The 20,511-nt window shown below is 45.7% G+C and carries 17 protein-coding genes; 10 read left to right on the top strand and 7 right to left on the bottom strand.

Annotation, left to right across the window (positions count from 1 at the left end; translation table 11 throughout):
- Positions 1 to 60: 60 nt before the first annotated feature.
- The gene (locus NSQ55_RS07480) at positions 61 to 2,892 is read right to left on the bottom strand and encodes a glycoside hydrolase family 3 protein (RefSeq protein WP_076301935.1); all 2,832 of its coding nucleotides are present in this window, start codon (positions 2,890 to 2,892) and stop codon (positions 61 to 63) included.
- A gap of 189 nt (positions 2,893 to 3,081) precedes the next feature.
- Between NSQ55_RS07480 and NSQ55_RS07475 the strand changes: the two genes are divergently transcribed.
- Positions 3,082 to 3,675 (top strand): hypothetical protein, encoded by a 594-nt coding sequence (locus NSQ55_RS07475; protein ID WP_339172362.1) that lies wholly within the window; start codon positions 3,082 to 3,084, stop codon positions 3,673 to 3,675.
- Here the strand turns inward: NSQ55_RS07475 and NSQ55_RS07470 are convergent.
- The 4 genes from NSQ55_RS07470 to NSQ55_RS07455 form a co-directional block, all read right to left on the bottom strand.
- Positions 3,649 to 4,326 (bottom strand): winged helix-turn-helix domain-containing protein, encoded by a 678-nt coding sequence (locus tag NSQ55_RS07470; protein WP_339172359.1) that lies wholly within the window; start codon positions 4,324 to 4,326, stop codon positions 3,649 to 3,651. The two genes, NSQ55_RS07475 and NSQ55_RS07470, sit on opposite strands and share 27 nt — an antisense overlap.
- A gap of 1,256 nt (positions 4,327 to 5,582) precedes the next feature.
- A complete protein-coding gene (locus NSQ55_RS07465) occupies positions 5,583 to 5,720 on the bottom strand; it encodes a hypothetical protein (RefSeq protein WP_339172356.1) in 138 nt (45 codons plus the stop codon).
- Positions 5,721 to 5,726: 6 nt separating this feature from the next.
- Positions 5,727 to 6,146, bottom strand: coding sequence for a rhodanese-like domain-containing protein (locus NSQ55_RS07460; protein ID WP_076185312.1), 420 nt, complete (start codon positions 6,144 to 6,146; stop codon positions 5,727 to 5,729).
- A 4-nt stretch (positions 6,147 to 6,150) separates the two neighbouring features.
- Positions 6,151 to 6,471 carry a rhodanese-like domain-containing protein gene (locus NSQ55_RS07455; RefSeq protein ID WP_076125210.1) on the bottom strand — a complete coding sequence of 107 codons (321 nt, stop codon included), beginning with the start codon at positions 6,469 to 6,471 and terminating at the stop codon, positions 6,151 to 6,153.
- Positions 6,472 to 6,572: 101 nt separating this feature from the next.
- On the opposite strand from NSQ55_RS07455, the gene NSQ55_RS07450 reads away from it, so the two are divergent.
- From NSQ55_RS07450 to NSQ55_RS07425, 6 genes are all read left to right on the top strand, one after another.
- Positions 6,573 to 6,857, top strand: a complete 285-nt coding sequence (locus NSQ55_RS07450; RefSeq protein ID WP_036675735.1) for a metalloregulator ArsR/SmtB family transcription factor — start codon at positions 6,573 to 6,575, stop codon at positions 6,855 to 6,857.
- Positions 6,858 to 6,863: 6 nt separating this feature from the next.
- Positions 6,864 to 9,428, top strand: a complete 2,565-nt coding sequence (locus tag NSQ55_RS07445; protein WP_339172349.1) for an FAD-dependent oxidoreductase — start codon at positions 6,864 to 6,866, stop codon at positions 9,426 to 9,428.
- A 209-nt stretch (positions 9,429 to 9,637) separates the two neighbouring features.
- Entirely contained in the window at positions 9,638 to 10,330 is a 693-nt protein-coding gene (locus tag NSQ55_RS07440; RefSeq protein WP_076125214.1) for a response regulator transcription factor, read from the top strand.
- Positions 10,331 to 10,412: 82 nt separating this feature from the next.
- Entirely contained in the window at positions 10,413 to 11,336 is a 924-nt protein-coding gene (locus NSQ55_RS07435; RefSeq protein ID WP_076279587.1) for an ABC transporter ATP-binding protein, read from the top strand.
- A complete protein-coding gene (locus tag NSQ55_RS07430) occupies positions 11,329 to 12,090 on the top strand; it encodes an ABC transporter permease (protein WP_076141190.1) in 762 nt (253 codons plus the stop codon). Before NSQ55_RS07435 ends, NSQ55_RS07430 begins: the two co-directional genes overlap by 8 nt.
- A 20-nt stretch (positions 12,091 to 12,110) precedes the next feature.
- Positions 12,111 to 13,037 (top strand): HAMP domain-containing sensor histidine kinase, encoded by a 927-nt coding sequence (locus NSQ55_RS07425; protein ID WP_339172342.1) that lies wholly within the window; start codon positions 12,111 to 12,113, stop codon positions 13,035 to 13,037.
- Between the two features lie 546 nt (positions 13,038 to 13,583).
- On the opposite strand, the gene NSQ55_RS07420 is transcribed toward NSQ55_RS07425, so the two are convergent.
- The gene (locus tag NSQ55_RS07420) at positions 13,584 to 14,042 is read right to left on the bottom strand and encodes an Lrp/AsnC family transcriptional regulator (protein ID WP_076220451.1); all 459 of its coding nucleotides are present in this window, start codon (positions 14,040 to 14,042) and stop codon (positions 13,584 to 13,586) included.
- 172 nt (positions 14,043 to 14,214) lie between these two features.
- Here NSQ55_RS07420 and NSQ55_RS07415 point away from each other — a divergent pair, with 172 nt between their 5' ends.
- A complete protein-coding gene (locus NSQ55_RS07415; RefSeq protein WP_339172337.1) occupies positions 14,215 to 15,390 on the top strand; it encodes a serine hydrolase domain-containing protein in 1,176 nt (391 codons plus the stop codon).
- 119 nt (positions 15,391 to 15,509) lie between these two features.
- Positions 15,510 to 16,718: an MFS transporter gene (locus NSQ55_RS07410; RefSeq protein ID WP_339172335.1), complete on the top strand. Its 1,209-nt coding sequence runs from the start codon at positions 15,510 to 15,512 to the stop codon at positions 16,716 to 16,718.
- A 104-nt stretch (positions 16,719 to 16,822) separates the two neighbouring features.
- Here NSQ55_RS07410 and NSQ55_RS07405 read toward each other — a convergent pair whose 3' ends face one another.
- The gene (locus NSQ55_RS07405; RefSeq protein ID WP_339172332.1) at positions 16,823 to 19,087 is read right to left on the bottom strand and encodes a glycoside hydrolase family 3 C-terminal domain-containing protein; all 2,265 of its coding nucleotides are present in this window, start codon (positions 19,085 to 19,087) and stop codon (positions 16,823 to 16,825) included.
- 110 nt (positions 19,088 to 19,197) lie between these two features.
- Here NSQ55_RS07405 and NSQ55_RS07400 point away from each other — a divergent pair, with 110 nt between their 5' ends.
- A complete protein-coding gene (locus NSQ55_RS07400; RefSeq protein WP_339172329.1) occupies positions 19,198 to 20,475 on the top strand; it encodes a helix-turn-helix transcriptional regulator in 1,278 nt (425 codons plus the stop codon).
- Positions 20,476 to 20,511: the final 36 nt, after the last annotated feature.

Here is a 20,511-nt window from a genome sequence, read left to right as displayed (position 1 = left end):
TGAGAATTTTAGCTTGAGTTTGGCTTAATAACTTTTCGGCACGGAGCGTTCTAGCTTATCTTATTGATTAAATTGAAAACGGCTAAGCAGTACCTCACCATTAAAGATGAGATAAACATCGGTAGTTTCAGATTCCACGGACACTTCACCAGTAAGTGTGTTCCACTGCTGCAACACGCCACCCGACGGTACAGTCACAGATCCAACCAGCTTCCCTGCTGGGCTGCCCGTTCTGATCTCAAGGGTGCCTCCTTTTGCAGAGGATACCAAGGCTTCAAAAGCACCTGCCCCTTGCTCGAACAATACATCTTTAAAAGCAATCCAAGCGCCATCTTTTACCGGATGTATGGATGCATCGCCTGCTTTGCACTCGTCCAGATATACGCCTTCGTAGTCATCGTAATTCTCTGCTTTGGTATTGATATACAGATTACGCGACGGAATAACGTCCCCTTGAACTGATAGTTGAGCGGATAATTGGATATCAGCAGATGAACGGCCGATCAGAACCATGTACTCTCCATTTTCCACGCAATATTGCTCACGGGTAACATCCCAGAATGCCAGCTCGGCAACCGGTAACGTAAACTCTAGGGTTTGCGATTGACCTGCGGTTAGGTTTACTTTTTCAAAACCCTTCAACTGTTTAATCGGACGTTTGACCCGGGAATTCAGAGCTTGCACATAAAGCTGCACCACTTCGTCCCCATCAACAACGCCTGTATTCTCTACTTGAACAGAAATTTTCAGCGTCTCATTCGCTTGCAGCTCCTTAGCGCTTAGGCTTAGGTTGCTGTAGGAAATTTGGGCATAACTTAAGCCGTGTCCAAACGCATACAGTGGCTCTCCGTCAAAGTACATATATGTTCTTTTGCCTTTGATAATATCATAATCCATCAGCTCAGGCAGCTGTTCTACAGAACGGAACCAAGTCATGTTCAGCTTGCCGGAAGGACTGTAATCGCCGAAAAGAACTTCTGCCACCGCATTGCCCAGCTCTTGTCCACTGTGGGAGGTATACAATACAGCCGGGATGTTCTCGTCAATCCAAGTGGAAGTTATCGGGTAACTGCCGACAATGACTACAACTGTATTCGGGTTCGCTGCATAGACAGCCTTGACCAGTCGCTCTTGCTCCTCTGGAAGCACAATATCCGGTCTGTCGATTTCTTCTTTTCCGTTAAGGAGTGGATGGTTGCCCACAAAAACCACAGCGATTTCAGCAGCCTTGGCAGCTTCTACTGCAGCCTCTATGCCGTTAGTTACGATGTTCTTTTTAAAAAGACCTGCTTGCGCATTGGCATCCTGATCTGCCACTTGCAGCGTTCCATTTTCCGGATTCACCGAGATCATTTTATCATTCCAGGTCCGCAAAGATACCGTATCTTCGCCTTCCGGAACGATGTTAATCGATTCTTTTACAAACCAGCCGTAAATTTCATCAGCAGATGCTGTGAGAGTCTCTGCTTCGCTTAAAGTTACATACTGGCCACGACTTGTCGCCTTCAGAGTATTGCTAGTCCAGCCCCAGGCTGTATGTTGGAACAATTCTCCGTGCTCCGCTATGTCATGCTGTACAGCCAGTCTTCCGTCCTCACCTGTGATTCCAATGGCTTGGCCGTTTGCGGCTGAAGTAAGAATGATCTGATCTGCGCCACTCTCAAAAGTAACGTGTTTACCAGGCAGCTTTTTGCTAACCCCCTGCAGCGGAGTCACTCCATAAGGTAAAGTGCCAGAATACCAGTCTCTAAAGGCTTCATCACCAAGCGGACCAATAATCGCCAATTTGCTCAGACTGCTTTTGTTCAATGGCAATGTACCTTGGTCATTCTTCAACAATACTATCGATTGTTTCGCTGCTTCCAAGGAGAGTGCGGTATGTTTTTTGCTAAGTATAACGGAATCGTCGATTGCTGCGTATGGGTTCCCTTCAGCCGGATCGAACTCTCCCAGACGGAAACGAACTCTGAAAGTGTTGGCAAGCGCACGATCCAAATCTTCCTCTGCTAAGAGGCCTTGGTCTAGTGCTTCGTGAAGAACCTTGATTGTCTCTGCGGTTTCTTCTGTTACGCTGTCAATTCCATTTTTGATAGATTCAGCCATCGATTGTGCAAAAGATTCATAATACTTGTGATCCTTCACAATCCCAAAAAGATCGCCGGCATCGCTTACGATAAAGCCATCCATTTCCCATTCGCCTTTGACCACATCCATTACTGCCGGATGAAGAATAACAGGTACGCCATTCACCGAGTTATAAGCGGTCATCATGGACTGTGCGCCACCTTCTTGAAAAGCAGGCTTAAACGCTTCCAGATAATACTCCCGCATATTTCTCGGATCAATACTCGCGGAGCAGTTCCCGCGTTCAATCTCATTATTGTTGCCGAGGAAATGCTTCAGCGTTGCTACCGCTTTCAAATAGACCGGGTGATCACCCTGGATTCCCTTCACAAGTGAGGTGCTGAGGCGTCCGGTCAACTCTGGATCTTCGCCGTAAGCTTCCTCGGTTCTTCCCCAACGCGGGTCACGTTCCATATCCACCGTTGGCGCCCATAACGTCAGACCGTTCACCGTTGGATTCTTTTTGTAAAAGGCTCTAGCTTCATCTCCGATGGCCGAACCAATCTCCTTCAGCAGCTCTGGATTCCAAGTACAAGCCAATCCGCTCGGCTGAGGAAAAGAAGTTGCTTTTCCAAGCCAAGAAATCCCGTGCGCCGCTTCCGTACCATGCTTGTAGGCCCCAACACCCAAACGCTCTATGGCAGCTTGATACTGAGGCATCAGGCTTACTTTTTCATCAAGTGTTAGTCTGGAGATCAGATCCTGCACTCGCTCATTTAAAGGTAAATCAATCTGTTGAAATGGATATTTAGCTATATCTGTTCCCATCAAAATCGCTCCTTCGTCTCTTGTTGATAGCGGTTTCATTCATTCTCGAGGACAATCCTTCGAAAAAACACCCATACGTCCTATCCATCTAATCATAGAAGATTCCCCTCCTCCGCAACACCTTAACAATCTAAATAGAAATCAGGTCATAATTAGAGATTTAGGGGGGGATGATGTGAGTGTGAGTGCATGGGTTTGCTCATTATTCGCTCCATCTCAACAATCTACGGGATTTATACCGTTCATTTGCCCAATTCCCGCTCCACGCACACAATCTACGGGATTTATACCGTTCATTTGCTCACTTCTCGCTCCACGCCCACACTCTACGGGATTTTTACCGTTCATTTGCTCAATTATCGCTGCACGCCCACACTCTACGGGATTTTTACCGTTCATTTGCTCAATTCTCGCTGCACGCCTCCAATCTACGGGATTTATACCGTTCATTTGCCCTATTCTCGCTCCACGCCCGCAATCTACGGGATTTATACCGTTCATTTGCCCTATTCTCGCTCCACGCCCGCAATCTACGGGATTTATACCGTTCATTTGCTCACTTCTCGCTCCACGCCTCCAATCTACGGGATTTATACCGCACATTTGCTCGATTCCCGCTCCCCACCCACAATCTGCGGGATTTATACCGTTCATTTGCTCAATTCTCGCTCCACGCCTCCAATCTGCGGGATTTATACCGTTCATTTGCTCGATTCCCGCTGCACGCCTCCAATCTACGGGATTTATACCGTTTATTCACCACAGCTGAATATCGTTAAGTGAATGTACATATTCATAGCGACAAACCCTCCCACTCACCTGGGAAACTATCGGCTTAAACTTACCTTTCTCACAAAGTGACCTCATACATTTCCTAACTGTACGCAGATCAATGCCAAGCTCTCTCACCAAATCAACAGGCCGAATGTCCCCGTTCGAACGCACCGCAATTTGCAAAATATCACGCTCCAGTCGACTAAACGCCTCCTTCTCTTCTGTCCTTAAAGCGAGGTACGGCATCAGTAATGATCTCAACAAAAAAATAGTATTCTCAGGACTCGCTTCCAGATCATCATATGGTATCGCCACTACCCGATAACCCGCGATTTGTAGATAAGTCTCTCGATTCAATTCCTGCCGATAACGCGTCCGATCTGTGTTTTGCACATGTGGGCCGTAACCTTTTACCTCAAAAGCAAACTTAACCTGCCCAGGCTTCCACGCATAATCAACAAAATAAGGCCATCCCCGCCAATCCAACACTTCATATTCAGGATGAAGATCATTAAAATGACCCATCATTGGCCACCAGACCTTCTCCGCAAACATTCGCTCACCATGCCCATGTCCCCGCTCCAATCTCCCCCGTCTTTCTCCCGTTCTTCGACTAATATGATCTTCCACCCACTTACGATGTTCTTCCGTAAACCCCATAACGTTCTCCTCCTCCTTGGCATAAAAAAATCCCGCACCCAATTATGGATGCGGGACGTACTTCGTCCTATTACTCAGAAGTATAGTATTCGCCTTCTTATGCTGTCAATGACACTCTACATTCAACGATAGCACTCGAGATAAATTTGCTTACCTATTAAAAAATCACATTGGTTAAAGTATATTGCATTAAAGTAAGTTCAGCTAGAGTCAGATCACTACAGTGAGTTCAGCTAGAGTCAGATCACTACAGTAAGTCCAGTTAGAGTTAGATCACTGCTGTAAGTTCAGCTTGAGTTAGATCACTACAGTAAGTTCAGCTTGAGTTAGATCACTACAGTAGTCCAGCTACAGTTAGATCACTATAGTTAGTTCAGCTAGAGTTAGTTCATTACAAGGTTCAGTTACAGTTAGATCACTACAGTTCAGTTAGAATTAACTCAGCAAGAGCAATCTTGGTTAAGTAAACTACATTTGAGTTAGACGACTAGATTTAGCTCAATATAGGTAGGTTTTGTATAGTAGGTTCAGTTAAAGTAATCTCGGTTTGACTAAGTTCCGCTAGAATAATATTATTCGTCCTACCTTTTTGAAATTGTCCGAAATCGTCTCCCATTCTCCACTATTCACTGGCTATCGACCTGTGCTTTTTCTATTTAATTGTATTTCATGCAACTATTTAACTCTTATCCCCCTAAAAGTCCATTTAGTTGTACTTTCTACAACTAAAAAGGGAAACATTAGGTAGTTAAGCGTAAATGATCAAATTTAGATGTACAAAGTGCAGTTAACTGTTACTTTTCCTAAAACTACTGAAGTTTAACTGCACAAAATGCAATTAAAACTGAGTTCGAGATGAGGCTGACTGGATTGCGACTTAGTTACATTGACTTAGCAGCCTAGCTACAACATTGCGACTTAGCTACATTGATTTAGCGGCCTAGCTACAACATCGTGACTTAGCTACATTGATTTAGCGGCCTAGCTACAACATCGTGACTTAGCTACATTGACTTAGCGGCCTAGCTACAACATTGCGACTTAGTTACATTGACTTAGCGGGCCTAGCTACAACATCGCGACTTAGCTACATTGACTTAGCGGCCTAGCTACAACATCGCGACTTAGCTACATTGATATAGCGACCTAGCCACAACATCGCGACTTAGCAACATTAATTTATTGATCTAGCTACAACATCATAACTTAGCAACATTAATATAGCGGCTCAACTAGAGTGACATATTGCTCCCTCTTCACTGCCTTCCCTCACCTAGCAAATGTGCAGGCCGAGCGCCTTGCCCATAGGCATCAAAAGAGATCATTCCATCGTCACCCTGACTTCGACACCCCAGCTTCAACCCGAGACGGGAAATCAATGACCTTAAATCCATTATCCATTATCCTTCACAACAACCTTTCACAGAAATGTCGGAGAGCGTTCTTTTGTTCCCTAACAAATCACCATTTACCGCATATAGCTTACGAAATCCCTGCTTATAAAGAATTCGCGCGGCTTTATTTCTTTTGTAGTAACTTCCTGCAAGAATTAGAACCGAGTCGCCCGGAGATAGACAGTGCTGCCAGACATAGGGTAATCGCCCCAGCGAAATATTTATCGAACCACGGATACTGTCCTTCTGGTAATCAACGGCATCCCTGACATCGAGCATTTTCATAGCCAATGATTGATCCGCTAATTCGCGAACCTCACGGACTTCTATATAAGTAAGTGAACGAACAGGCCAAGCATAACGCAAAAACCTCACAATACTAAAGACAATTAAAATACTCAGTAGGATCCGAACCATCATGCTCATATCATTACTCCCGCACCAAAAAATCATCCGTCCAAGCGCCTAATCCACCCGTCATGTTCACAACGTTATACCCCTTTTCACTCAGCAGCTCACAAGCCAGTCCACTACGGCCACCACTTAAGCACATCACAATTATCTCGCCATGAGAATCCAGTTCATCTGTGCGCATCAATAGCTGTCCAAGCGGAATATGTTTAGCACCCATTACATGTCCCTCCACCCATTCGGCGGGTTCGCGTATATCCAACATGGTAAGAGTTTCGCCATTCTTCAAGCGTTCCGCCACTTGCTGTGGGGTAATTTCCTTTGAAATTTCAAAAGACATCGAGCATCTCTCCTTCACCTTTATAAAAATAACTTGATTTTCATATCACTATATCATAATATTACGATATAAGGATATTGTAAAGCGAGGTGTTCGTTACCATGGACAAAAATTTCAAAGCCTATAACCAAACCGCCGAAACCTTAAAGGCTATAGCTCATCCCGTGCGCTTGTGCATCATTAAAGGACTTCTGGAAAAGGGCAGCTGCAACGTGAGCTTCATGCAGGACTGCCTCGATCTTCCACAATCTACGGTGTCCCAGCATTTACAGAAGCTTAGATCACTAGGCATCGTTGAAACCGAACGTAATGGGCTGGAGATTAACTATTCTGTTAAAGACGAAAAAATCAAACATCTGATTCAGTTATTTTTAGGGGAGGAATAAGTCATCATGAGTAAAAAAGTATTAATTGTTGGCGGTGTTGCAGGAGGCGCGTCAGCAGCCGCTCGACTTCGGAGATTAGATGAAGATGCGCATATTGTAATGTTTGAGCGTGATCCGTACATTTCTTTTGCCAATTGTGGACTTCCTTATTATATCGGCGGGTCCATTCAGGACCGCTCCAAGCTGCTGGTGCAGACACCGGAGGCGATGCACAAACGTTTTAACATCGATGTTCGGATTCAAAGTGAAGTAGTGTCTATCGACCCTGTGAACAAAAAAGTGCGAGTAGAAAGCATAGAAAAAGGCTCCTATGAAGAGAGTTATGATGCGCTTATTTTATCGCCAGGTGCTAAACCGATTCGTCCGAATCTGCCCGGTATCGAGAGTTCCCAAATACACATGTTGCGTAACATTCCCGACACTGACAAAGTCAAAGCTAAAGTCGCTGCGGAAGGCACACGTTCGGCCGTGGTGATCGGTGGTGGATTTATCGGTGTGGAAATGGCTGAGAATCTTAGAGAAGCTGGTCTGGAAGTTTCCTTAATTGAAGCAGGACCACAAATATTAGCTCCATTCGATACTGAAATGTCTTCTATTTTGGCAAAAGAACTTGACGAGCATGGCGTTAATCTTATTTTTTCCGATATGGTCCAAGGGTTTGCTGAGGTGGGAGAACAAATACAGGTGCAATTAGCAAGTGGCACTGTACTGCAAAGTGATATGGTTCTGCTGGCTATCGGCGTTTCTCCGGATACCTCTTTTCTGAAGGACAGTGGCTTAGAATTCGGTCCCCGTGGCCATATTTTAGTCAATGAGCGGATGGAGACCAATCTGGATCAAGTGTTCGCTGTAGGTGACGCGGTTGAGGTGGTTGATTTCGTAAACGGAACAAAAACTGCCATTCCATTAGCTGGTCCTGCCAATAAGCAAGGGCGGATTGCTGCGGACAACGTCAGTGGTCTCGGCACAACTTACAAAGGATCACAAGGGACTTCTATTATTAAGGTTTTTGGAGTCACAGGTGCTTCTACCGGAAATAACGAAAAAACATTACAACGTTTGGGTCTGCCGTATCACGTGATTTATATACATCCAAGCTCACACGCAACCTATTATCCGGGGGCAACCCCGATATCTATGAAGCTGATTTTTGATCCAAAAGGTACGGTGCTAGGAGCACAAGCTGTAGGTTACAGTGGTGTAGACAAACGTATCGACGATATCGCTACAGTTATTCGTTTTAGAGGTACGGTCACTGATTTGACGGAGTTGGAGCTATCTTATGCCCCTCCTTATTCTTCCGCTAAAGATCCGGTGAATATGGCTGGCTTTGCTGCTGAAAATATTTTGCATGGTTTGACTACGGTATTCGTCCCTAAGGATTTAGAAGGTCGTGACAAAAACAATACCATTTTAGTTGACGTACGTTCGGAAATCGAACATGCTAATGGTCATATTGAAGGGTCTATTAACATCCCTGTGGATGATCTGCGTAGTCGGCTAAGCGAGCTTGACTCTAGTAAAGAAATTTGGGTGTATTGCCAAGTTGGACTCAGAGGCTACACCGCTTCCCGGATTTTACAGCAAAAAGGTTACCGTGTGAACAATCTGACCGGCGGTTATAAAACCTATCAGATGATCCAATTTACGCCTAAAAAAAAAGATAACTTGACGCCAAACGTTGGTACACCAGCAGCCAGTAAAGAAATCGCAGCAACGGGAGCAATGACGGAGACTGAGACTGAAACTGGGATTGGAACTGGGACAGAGACTGGAACTGGCACAGTTACACCAACCGTTAACGCTGCAGCTTTCACAGCACCTGATTCCGTGCTTGATGCCTGCGGACTGTGCTGCCCAGGGCCGCTGATCCAAGTTAAAATGAGCATGGACCCGCTCTTGGACGGGCAAGTCCTGAAGGTCACTGCTTCCGATCCCGGATTTTATGAGGATATCAAGGCTTGGGCTCGTATGTCCAACAATACGCTTTTGCAGCTCACAAAGCTGCCTACTGGCATGATCGAAGCTTATCTGCGCAAAGGAGTTATCGGGACTTCAGCATCAGCACCAACCGGAGCAGGCGCACAAGTAATTCAAACTAGCAATGCAAGCACAATGGTTGTTTTTAGCGGGGATTTGGATAGAGCGATCGCTTCCTTCATCATTGCCAACGGAGCAGCATCCAGCGGCAAAAAAGTCACAATGTTCTTTACCTTCTGGGGCCTCAATATTATCCGCAAGGATGAGAAGGTGCCTGTGAACAAAAACTTTATCGGAAAAATGTTCGGTGCCATGATGCCACGCGGCAGCCGGAAGCTGACGCTTTCAAATATGAACATGATGGGCATGGGCTCGAAGATGATCCGCTCTCTTATGAAGAGCAAAAATATCTCTTCCTTGGAGGAATTGATTCAGATGGCTATCGACCAAGGTGTGGAAATCGTCGCCTGCCAAATGTCCATGGATCTTATGGGCATCACTCGTGAAGAACTGATTGACGGTGTCGGAATCGGCGGCGTTGGTTATTACCTCGGCCAAGCCGATCAGTCGGGTCATAATCTATTTATCTAAATACCTTAACATCGCAAAGGGACTCCTCTATTTAAATAGAAGAGTCTCTTTCTTATATAAAAATGAACTCACGAGAATCGGTGATATAGATTTGAATAACCAAAATGCAGAAATTGGCTGGATCTGGATACAGAATCTAAAACCTGCTATCCTATTTAATAGGCATTCATCCGAACAACGACCTATTTCAGGTAAAAAAAGGAGATTAAATGAATAACCCGATACATATTCTTGTTGCTGAGGACGACAGCGACATCAACCGATTGCTGTGCAACATTATCAAGAAAAGCGGCTATATTCCCCAACCTGCTTACTCGGGAACGGAGGCACTTCTCTATCTGGAGCAACGTCAATGGAGCATGCTGCTACTGGATCTGATGCTGCCAGGCATGTCGGGTGAGGAACTACTTGAGAAGATTGCCGGGCGGGATGATATGTCGGTAATTATCATTTCTGCCAAGGGTGAGCCCCAGACCAAGGTGTCTGCCCTGCGGGCGGGGGCGGATGATTTCATTACGAAACCCTTCGACGTTGAGGAAGTCTCTGCACGGATCGATTCTCATCTGCGTTTGTATTCGCGGATTACGCAATCGGCTTTGCCTAACGTGCTCCAGCATCAGGGTCTTGTGCTTCATCGAGAGGCGATGTCGATTACGGCAAATGGTGTGGAACTGACGCTCACAGCTCTAGAGTTTGAAATTCTCTCGTTACTTTTGTCAGCCCCCAAAAAGGTGTTTACGAAAGCGAATTTGTATGAAAGAGTCTGGCACGAACCATATTACGGGGACGATAATACGGTCAATGTCCATATGAGCAATTTGCGCAGCAAGCTAACCAAGGCCGCACCAGGAAGCGAATTTATCGAGACGGTATGGGGCATAGGTTATCGGCTCAAGCCTTAAGACATTCTTAAGATTTGGCTTTAGCTCTTCTTATGTTTTCAATTCTATACTTGGTCTATCACGAAAAGGAGGCCAAGACGAGATGTACGAGTATGTATTAAAAACAAATCAGCTATCCAAAAAGTTCAAGGGCCATACAGCGCTGGACAAAGTCAATTTGTCAATCCGTAAAGGCTCTATTTATGGTTTTATTGGACAAAATGGAGCCGGAAAATCAACATTAATCCGGATTGTGACCGGACTTGCTTTTCCGACTCAGGGGACGATCGAGCTGTTCGGAGCCAGTGAAGAGCAAGCCCTGATCCAGGCTCGTAAGCGAATCGGCTCGATTATCGAGAGTCCCGCTTTATTCCCCCATATGACTGCGAGTGAAAATTTAGAAGCAAACCGGATTCTACGTGGTATTCCCGGCAAAGATTGTGTTCCTAGAATGCTAGAGCAAGTTGGACTGCAGGGCGCCGGAAAGAAGAAAGCCAAAAATTTCTCACTTGGAATGAAGCAGCGGTTAGGTCTTGCCATCGCCTTACTGGGAGATCCCGAATTTCTGATTCTGGACGAGCCAACTAATGGGTTGGATCCGATGGGTGTCGTCGAAATGCGCGAACTGCTCAAGCGACTAAACCGTGAGCTAGGCATTACGATAATGATCTCAAGTCATATTCTAAGTGAGCTGCATTTAATGGCAAGTCATTATGGCATTATTCATCACGGTCAGTTGCTTGAACAACTCACTGCGGAGGAATTAAACGAGAAATGTCAGCAGTATTTATTTATCAAAGTGGATGATCCGGGCAAGGCAACAGCCGTCATTCAGAACGAGCTGGGTACGGCCGATTTCGAAGTGATGCAGGATGGAACCATCAAGTTGTATAGCCGTATTGAGCAGCCAGGCAAAGTATCAACTGCTTTATTCTCTGCTGGCCTCGAGATCGAGAAGTTTATGCCTATGGGTGAAGACTTGGAAAGTTATTTTACAAAGCGGATTGGGGGGAACCCAAATGTATAATCTGATCAGAGTGGAGTTTTTCAAGCTCCGTAAGAATAGATCATTTTGGACTTTTCTATTGGCACTTTCCGTTCTCTCGCTTGCTTACCCATTGCTATATTATTTTGATCATCGCTCCAATGGGGAACCTCAGATCACCGGCGCTGAATTTCTGACTACCTTTATTTCAAGCAATGCCTACATTATTAAATTCGGCGTAGCCATTCTGGCTGGATTCTTTATCTCTAACGAATATTCCACAGGGGTCATGAAGACGATCGCCTCTTCGGGCAACACCAGAGGGCGGCTGTTCGCAGCAAAACTAATCGTATTCGCAGTTGGAGCCATGGCGATTTCGCTCGTCTTTCCTATTGTCAGCACAGTCGAAGTCACGCTGCTTTCGGGCTTCGGTCATCTGCCGGAAGGAAGCACTACACTTTTCATACCGCGAGCTCTCGGGCTAACGTTATTGTACACGGCTGGTTACGCAGCCATCGGGGCGCTGTTCACCGTAATCCTAACCGACAGCGGAAAAACTATCGGCTTCTCAATGATTTTCTTCCTTATGATCGATACGGTTTTGGCTAGTATAGGTTCGAAGATCTCTTTCTTTAGTAATTTGTACGATTATTCCATCTTCAAACGGGTGAGCGATATCGGTAAGCCCAGTATCGACAGCGGAGATTGGCCAGCGCTTCTACTCGTGCCGTTGTTGACAATAGCCGTTTCCGGGGTACTCGGTATTCTCGTATTCCACCGAAAAGAGATCAAATAACAAATGGGGGGTGCAGGAGAGTGTTGCTTATTCTGACAATCATATTGTTTGCGGCAGGAGCTCTCCTGCTTTTCCGTTTCTTAATGTTAAGGCGAGAACTAGGGCGGATAACAGAGCAATTGCATACCTACAACGAGCGAGCATCCGGTAAAAAAATTGATGTGGCTCTATTCGACCAGAAGCTTGAGGCGCTTGCGGGACAAATCAATCGTCAATCTGATTTAATCGTCGAAGCGGAAGCCCAGCGAAAACGTGTCGAACAAGAATTCCGTCAGGCTGTGGCGAATATTTCACATGATATCCGTACACCCCTCACCTCCATCTTCGGTTATATTCAACTGTTGGAGGATGAGTCAATTACCCCTGATGAAAAACTTGAATATGTTGCCATCGTTAAAAATCGGACGAAACGGCTGCAGGCGCTGCTGAATGATTTTTTTGAGCTTTCCTTGATCGAATCGCTAGATTATCCTCTACATACGGAAAAGCTTGGGATGAGGGCTCTACTCTCGGAAATACTGGTCGGATTTTACGATTCTTTCAACGAACGCAATATTACACCGGATATACGGCTACCTGAGGAAAATGTATCCGTATACGCCGATGAATCCGCTGTGCGGAGAGTTGTCGAAAATTTACTTGTCAATACGGTCAAACATGCGACCGGGTATGTAGAAATCCATTTCGAACGACAGCAGGAAACAGCTGACTTAACAATAGTAAACGATGCGAAGGAACTAGTCGGAAGCGATATTAACCTCTTATTTGACCGATTCTATACCGCAGACCGTACCCGATCTTCTCAAGCTTCCGGGCTGGGTCTCTCCATCGCCAAAAGTCTAATGAATAAAATGGGTGGCACGCTGACAGCCGAACTGGAGGGTGAGAAGCTGATAATGACCTGCCGTTGGAAACTAGGCGATGCTGGCATTAGCTTAGCTACTTAATTCATTTTATAGTTGGTCTAGACTAACCATTGTTCTAACCCGTTTATGGAAGGTAGCTCATTCCCGATAGCCAATGGCCTGCAGGTTTTTCCGGACTTCTTCGAACTGATCTCCCACCCGTTCAGGTTCATGGTTCTGAACAAAACTTTATCGAGAAATTATTCAATAAAATGGTCTCTGAATTTACGAAGCAACCTCCCGGCTATGAATTCTATTTAAAAACACTTATGTTTGAGCTGCTTATTTATATTTATCGCCACCAGGAAGCTCGTGCCTTGTTAATCAATACTGCCTTTAAAGTAGCCAAGATAGCTGAAAATGTTGGATTTGATAATATGACTCACTTTGGTCGGGTATTTAAGGTAATCACCGGGCTTTCTCCACTAAAATACCGCCAGACTTATAAGATAGAAAGTCCATGATGTATCTACGAAAAAGGAGCAGCTGCAATCATTTTTATTAAAATATCTAAACCAAAAAGACTCCTCTATTTATATAGAAGAGTCTTTTTTTTGTTACGACAGGCTAACGGATTATGTTTAAAATCTAACTCAGCAAGTTTAGGCTTGCTTCTTCAAGCGAGGGTATAAGAAATTTATGATCGATTGGTGATGACATCACGATCAGAATCGTGTAAGTACCGTATTTGTCACATTGATTTCCGAACTCCTCGAGGGCTCGTGTAGAGTTGGTTACTACCTTCAATAAGTAGTTGTGTTCCCCACTTATACGGTAACATTCGACGACATCAGGACTTGAGCGGCAGAAATCAAGGAATGCATTACAATCCCTAGAATGAAATAACATGTAGGCAGCTGCTTGTTTCCCAATCTTTTCAGGAGAAATTATGGTGCGATATTCGCTGATGATGCCTTTTTCCTCCATACGCCTAACTCTCTCCGTAACCGCAGGTTGCGATAAACCGACACATTTCCCCAGCTCTGTCATAGAAATTCTTGCTTGATTTTGAAGATGGAAAAGAATTTGCTTATCAACATGGTCCATCAAAATCGCCTCCTTTAAATTTAAGGTTTTCTATATTAACTAGATTGTAATTAACCGTTATAAAGCTAATTTAGCTTAGTTGCCTTATGTAATCAAGATAACTTGTTATATATAATAACCCTACAATAGTAAAGTGTTCTTGACTTTAACTATTCCGAAGGGATGAAGACCGTTGAGTATATTGGATTCAAATAAAATAATTACAGAATGTTTATCAGGTCGCATCGATAGAGTAATCGATCGAACCCTCGCTGACAAGCGCTTGGTCGGTGCTGTCATTAAAGTGGCGATAGATGGGGAACTGGTTTATAGCCGTGCTGCCGGTTTTGCCGACCGCGAGCTAGGCCGACTTATGCGAGAAGATGCCTTATTCCGGCTCGCTTCAGTTACTAAACCTATCGTTTCAACGGCAGCCCTAGTATTAGTTGCGCAAGGTCGTCTACAACTGGACGACCGCGTTGATCGTTGGCTTCCAGAGTTTCAGCCGCGTTTGCAGAATGGCGAGTTCGCTTTCTTGACGATTCGTCATTTGATGACGCACACCGCGGGCCTGTCTTACCGATTTTTCCAAGAAGAGAAGGGTTCCTATCAGTCAGCAGGGGTATCAGATGGTATGGATCAGTCCGGCATCACATTGGAAGAGAACCTGCGCCGTCTTGCCTCTGTCCCCCTCCTTTATACGCCAGGTACCGAGTGGAAATATTCCATCGCGACAGATGTGCTGGGAGCAGTAATTGCAAAGGTCACAAAAACACCGCTCAGTGAGGCTGTACATTCACTCGTGACCAAGCCGCTTGGCATGAGCGACACGGGTTTTATTGCAGTCGATCGAGAACGGCTGGCCACTTCCTATGCCAATGATACTCCAGAGCCACGGCCCTTACTTGATCCCGACAGTATTGCCTTTGTGGAGGGAACGGCTGGGTTCCTGCTTGCCCCTAGCCGAGCACTTGACACTACTGCCTATCCTTCTGGAGGAGCTGGCATGGTCGGCAGCGCCGGAGATTTTTTGCAACTGCTGGAAACATTACGTAAGGGCGGAGCGCCGCTGCTACCGGAGTCACTGGTTCACGATATGACGACCAACCAGATCGGTGATCTGCCAATGGCCTTCTGGCCAGGACGAGGCTTTGGCCTAGGCATCACGGTACTAAAGGATCCTGTCGCCGCAGACACTCCAGAATCTCCGGGTACTTGGCGCATGGGTGGTACTTATGGTCATTCGTGGTTCGTAGATCCCAAGCAACGCCTCAGTGTCGTCGCTTTCACTAATACCGCATTGGAAGGCATGTCGGGTCAGTTTACTGTAGATCTTTGTGATGCCATTTATGATAGACGTAATAAATAGAGCATGAACACAAGAAGCCTGGGTCCGGAATGAACCAGCCTAGGCTCTCTGTCCAGTAGACCCTATTCGTCGTCTATATCATTGAGTTTGCTAAAATTATATAAGAGAGGGGCTTCTCTATGAGCCAAAACACATCTTCTGCCACACAAAGTGCCTCCAGCACTCCCTCTTCTGAACGTCTGCCATGGGCTGGATTACTCGCCTTAGCTATGACGGGGTTTATCTGTATTCTTACCGAAACGATTCCGGCAGGCTTGTTGCTCCAAATAGGTGAGGGGCTTGGTGTCTCCGAGGCCCTTGCCGGTCAACTTGTCACTTTGTATGCTCTTGGTTCCCTGTTGGCCGCGATTCCCTTAACTACCGTGACGCGTGGATGGCGGCGGCGACCACTGCTACTAATGTGCATCCTTGGTTTTCTCATATTCAACACCGTCACCACTTTTTCTTCCAATTATATACTTACGCTAACAGCTCGGTTCTTCGCCGGCGTATCCGCTGGAGTCTTATGGGGCATGATAGCAGGTTACGCCCGGCGCATGGTGCCGGAGTCACTCAAGGGACGAGCAATGGCGGTAGCGATGGTTGGCACACCTCTCGCTCTGGCACTCGGTGTCCCTGCTGGAACCCTTCTTGGCACCCTTGTAGGCTGGCGCTCTATCTTCGGGTTCATGTCGCTATTAGCTCTCATGCTGATCGCTTGGGTATTTTGGAAGCTACCGGACTATCCAGGAGAAGCCCCTGAAAAACGGCTCCCTCTCTACAAGGTTTTTGTTATTCCGGGGGTACGGCCGGTATTGTTTGTCGTTCTGGTATGGGTACTAGCACACAACATCTTGTATACCTATATTGCCCCCTATCTTACTCAGGCCGGGCTAACCCAGCGGGTTGACTTGGTGTTGCTTGTTTTCGGCATTACAGCGCTTGTTGGCATCTGGGTCATCGGTATTTTGATCGACCGCAAACTGCGTCCATTGGTTCTGATCAGCCTAGCTGCTTTTGCCTTGTCATCCATTGTACTAGGCATTAGTAGCAGCCAGCCCATAGTGATCTATTTAGTGGTTGGTGTATGGGGGTTGACGTTCGGAGGAGCAGCTACTTTGCTACAGACAGCCGTTGCCGAAACCGCTGGCGAAAGTGCAGATGTGGCCCAATCGATGCTGGTGACGGCATGGAACCTAGCTATTGGCGGTGGCGGAGTGATAGGCGGAATTCTTATTGAAACACTTGGTGTCCGCTCCTTCCCGTGGGTAATGTTTATACTATTGATTCTTGCGCTGCTAGTAGCGTGGCGCGCTAAAGATTACGGATTTCCTTCAAGGAAACGTTGAGGCACACCTATCGAGTTAATGGGTAAGTGTCCAGACAAGAAATTTACACAAATAAGGCCAGTGGTGCATATTAGATAGGACTAATATGTGCCACTGGCTTACTTCTACTTAGTAGCCAATGTATTAAATTCTTGCAGATCCTTGGCTAAATCTTCTTCCGTGTATTTCCCTTGGCCGAAACCGATCATTGCCCGCAGCGGCATATATTTCATCATCGCCATGTACATTTCCGGGTTATCGTCCATCGCACCTTCTAAGCCAAAAACACTGCTGAATTTCTTCACTTTTTCCGCTGTCCGTGGATTATCCAGCAAATCACCAATAGTACTATTCCGATGATAACGCATCGTAAGCGGATTGGTCGATTCCACTCCGATACAAGTTGTCAGACGAATATCCCGCGATGATGAGCCAATAGCAATTTCAAAATTTCCACTTTCCACATGCCAATCACCAATGTTAACGTTGTAATAAGCAAAGGAGCGTTTATCTAACTCAAAGGTTACCTCCTGCTCTTCTTCAGGCTGAAGCTCTAGCTTCTGGAAGCCTTTTAGTTCCTTCAGTGGACGGATCACGCTGCTCTCCACATCACTAACATAGAGCTGAACGATTTCTTTTCCTGCGCGAGTGCCCGTATTTTTAACGGTAGCCTTAACCTGAACAGTCTCGGTGTCCTTTATGCTGCTCTTGGAAATTGTTAAATGACTATATTGAAACTCTGTGTAGCTGAGACCAAAGCCGAAAGGAAACAGCGGTTTTATCTCTTTTTTATCATAATAACGATAACCTACGAACAAACCTTCCTTATACTCTACCTTATCCCCTTCCCCCGGGAAATTAAGAAAGGATGGATTGTCGCTCAGCTTCATGGGGAACGTCTCTGCCAGTTTACCGCTTGGGCTGACCTCTCCAAACAGTAAATCTGCTACGGCACCCCCAAACGCCTGCCCACCTAGATAACCCTCAAGGACTCCTTTTGTTTTATCAATCCAAGGCATCTCTACAGGTGAGCCATTACTGAGTACAACAACGATATTACTCTGCACCTCAGCTACCACATCGATCAGCGCTTTATGGCTCTCTGGAAGAGACAAGTGGCTGCGATCATAACCCTCTGACTCATAATTATCCGGCAGTCCAAGGAACAACACCGCTACATCACCTTTTGCCGCTGTTTCTCGTGCCTCTTGCAGCAAAACCTCATTAATCTCATCATGCTCCAGTTCATATCCTTGGGCATATAGCAGCTCAGCAGACCCCGCAAGACCTCTCATCTCTTCAAAAGCATCATCCAATTGAGTTGGATTCACATGCGAGCTTCCCCCACCTTGATAACGCGGATTTTTAGCAAATTCCCCAATGATCGCAATAGTACCTTGTTTAGATAAGGGTAGAACTTCCTCCTCATTTCTAAGAAGCACCATGCTTTCCCGCGCCACTTTCCGTGCCAGTTGGTGATGCTCTTCAGCATTAAATGAAGTATTATCTTTACGATTGTCTACCGCCTTAAAAATAAAAGTGAGCAGCCGCTCCACCGCAAGGTCTAACGTTTCTTCAGCTAGTTCCCCACCTTGCACCGCTGCGACAATCTTGGCATCGCCAAGTCCTCCCGTTGACGGCATTTCCAGCTCCAGCCCTGCTTGCAGCGCCTTCACTCGCTCATTGACCGCACCCCAATCCGAAACTACAAATCCTTCGAAACCCCATTCATCTCTAAGAATCCGCGTTAGAAGCGTTTCACTCTCAGAAGCGTATTCACCGTTAACCCGGTTGTAAGAACACATTACGCTCCAAGGTTGACTGTTCTTAACTGCACCTTCAAAGCTAGCCAGATAAATCTCCCGCAGCGTCCGTTCATCAATAACCGCATCTACCGACATTCTCCGGTGTTCCTGATTATTGGCGGCAAAATGCTTAAGCGAGGTTCCTACTCCTTCGCTTTGCACACCTTTGATATGGTTCCCCCCCATCTCGGCAGAAAGATACGGGTCTTCCGAGAAATATTCAAAGTTACGACCGTTCAGTGGAGAGCGTTTAATATTCGTCCCCGGTCCCAACAGAACAGCAACGTTTTCTGCCTGGCACTCCTTACCAAGCGCCTTCCCCACTCGCTCAATTAGTTCCCGATCCCACGAAGAAGCCAACCCTGCTGCTGAAGGAAAACAAGTTGCGGGAACACTGTTATGAAGCCCGAGGTGATCGGCACTCTCTTTTTGCTTGCGTAAACCATGGGGTCCGTCCGTTACCATCAAAGAAGGGATTCCGAGTCGTTCAATCCCCTTGGTATGCCAGAAATCAAGCCCTGAACAGAGTCCCGCTTTCTCCTCAAGGGTCAATTGTGATATGAGTTCATGAATTTTGGTTTTCATAAAAATGCCTCCTCTGAATGTATACTATCCCCATTTTAATATACTTCATGCTTGATTTATGGCATTATTATTGTGTTTTTGGTATTCTTGTTAGGTGAGGAGGTCATAACATGTTAGATCATTTGGAGGATAAGGAAAGAGTCCAATATATCTGTAAAGTGATGTATGAGTCACAGCAAATTCCCGTGTTCCTGCTCGACGCCACTCGGGAAATTGAATTTGCTATGCCTTCCTCCTTCGAGTGCGCCCCTTGGGTTCATAACCTTAATGAGCCACTTTCTGAAATTACTAAATCTTTTAACCGTGAAAACAACTCTAATGGCAATGGACGGACTTCTACCATACCCATCGTTCGTACCACAAATTTTCTAGAGAATTACATCATTCTCCATTTACCCTCAGACAACAGTAACGAGGGAAGCATTGTGATTGGCCCTTCATTGTATGCTCAACCTACGGAGGATAGTGTGGTAAGTCTGATGCGTGATCATGAAGTTCCGCTTAAGTTTCAGGAGCAATGGCTTAACTATTACCGCAGCCTGACCGTGTTAAATAAAATGAGACTATACCATACCGCTATGCTGCTATACTCGCTCGTTACTGGAAAAACCTTGACCCTTAGCGAACTACTGCTGGACTCCCGCATTCTTGCCTATAAACAACTGCCCTCAGGCAGTTTGGATTTGGATATTTCTTATCGCCGTGAGAATACGTGGCTGCACCACGAGCCCATGCTAGAAAAAAATCTCTTTCACTATGTCAAAAAAGGCAATAAAACTGAGCTGCTACGCGTTCAAGCTTCGTTCTCCGAAGAGAGTTACGGGCTTCTCTCTAAAAGGAGCCAATTACGTAACAAAAAGAATCTGGCAATCTCATGTATTACACTCGCTACACGTGCAGCTATAGATGGAGGGCTGTACTGGGAAATTTCTTATACCCTAAGCGACTTTCATATCCAGCATATCGAAGAACTAAAAGATATTCCCGCTGTAGATCATGCCGTTCTTAATGCCCTTTGCGATTTCGCAGACCATGTCAAAGAGAGCCGGATGGCGAAACTGTCGCGCACCGTGGCTCTCTGTCAGAACTATATTTTCAATCACCTATATGAGGAACTTTCCTTAGATAGACTGGCTGAGGTTGCAGGATTAAATAGAAGTTATCTCTCCCTATTATTTAAGAAGGAGACCGGCATCACCATCAGCGATTTTATTCAATTGGAGCGGATTGAAGAGGCAAAACGACTAATAGAAGTACCAGAGATAAGCTTATCGGACATCGCCTCACGCCTACATTTTAATGATCAGAGCTACTTTACCAAAGTGTTTAAGAAATATACCGGAATCACCCCTAAACAATTTAGAACAAACAGGGAAAACACACTTTAAGAAAAGTAGACACAACAAAAATTCTAAATGGATATG

This window comes from Paenibacillus sp. FSL H7-0943 (genome assembly GCF_037963265.1).
GTDB classification, from domain to species: Bacteria; Bacillota; Bacilli; order Paenibacillales; family Paenibacillaceae; genus Paenibacillus_AQ; species Paenibacillus_AQ odorifer.
Note: the sequence above shows the minus strand (reverse complement) of the source record. Positions and strands in the feature narration are given on the sequence as shown.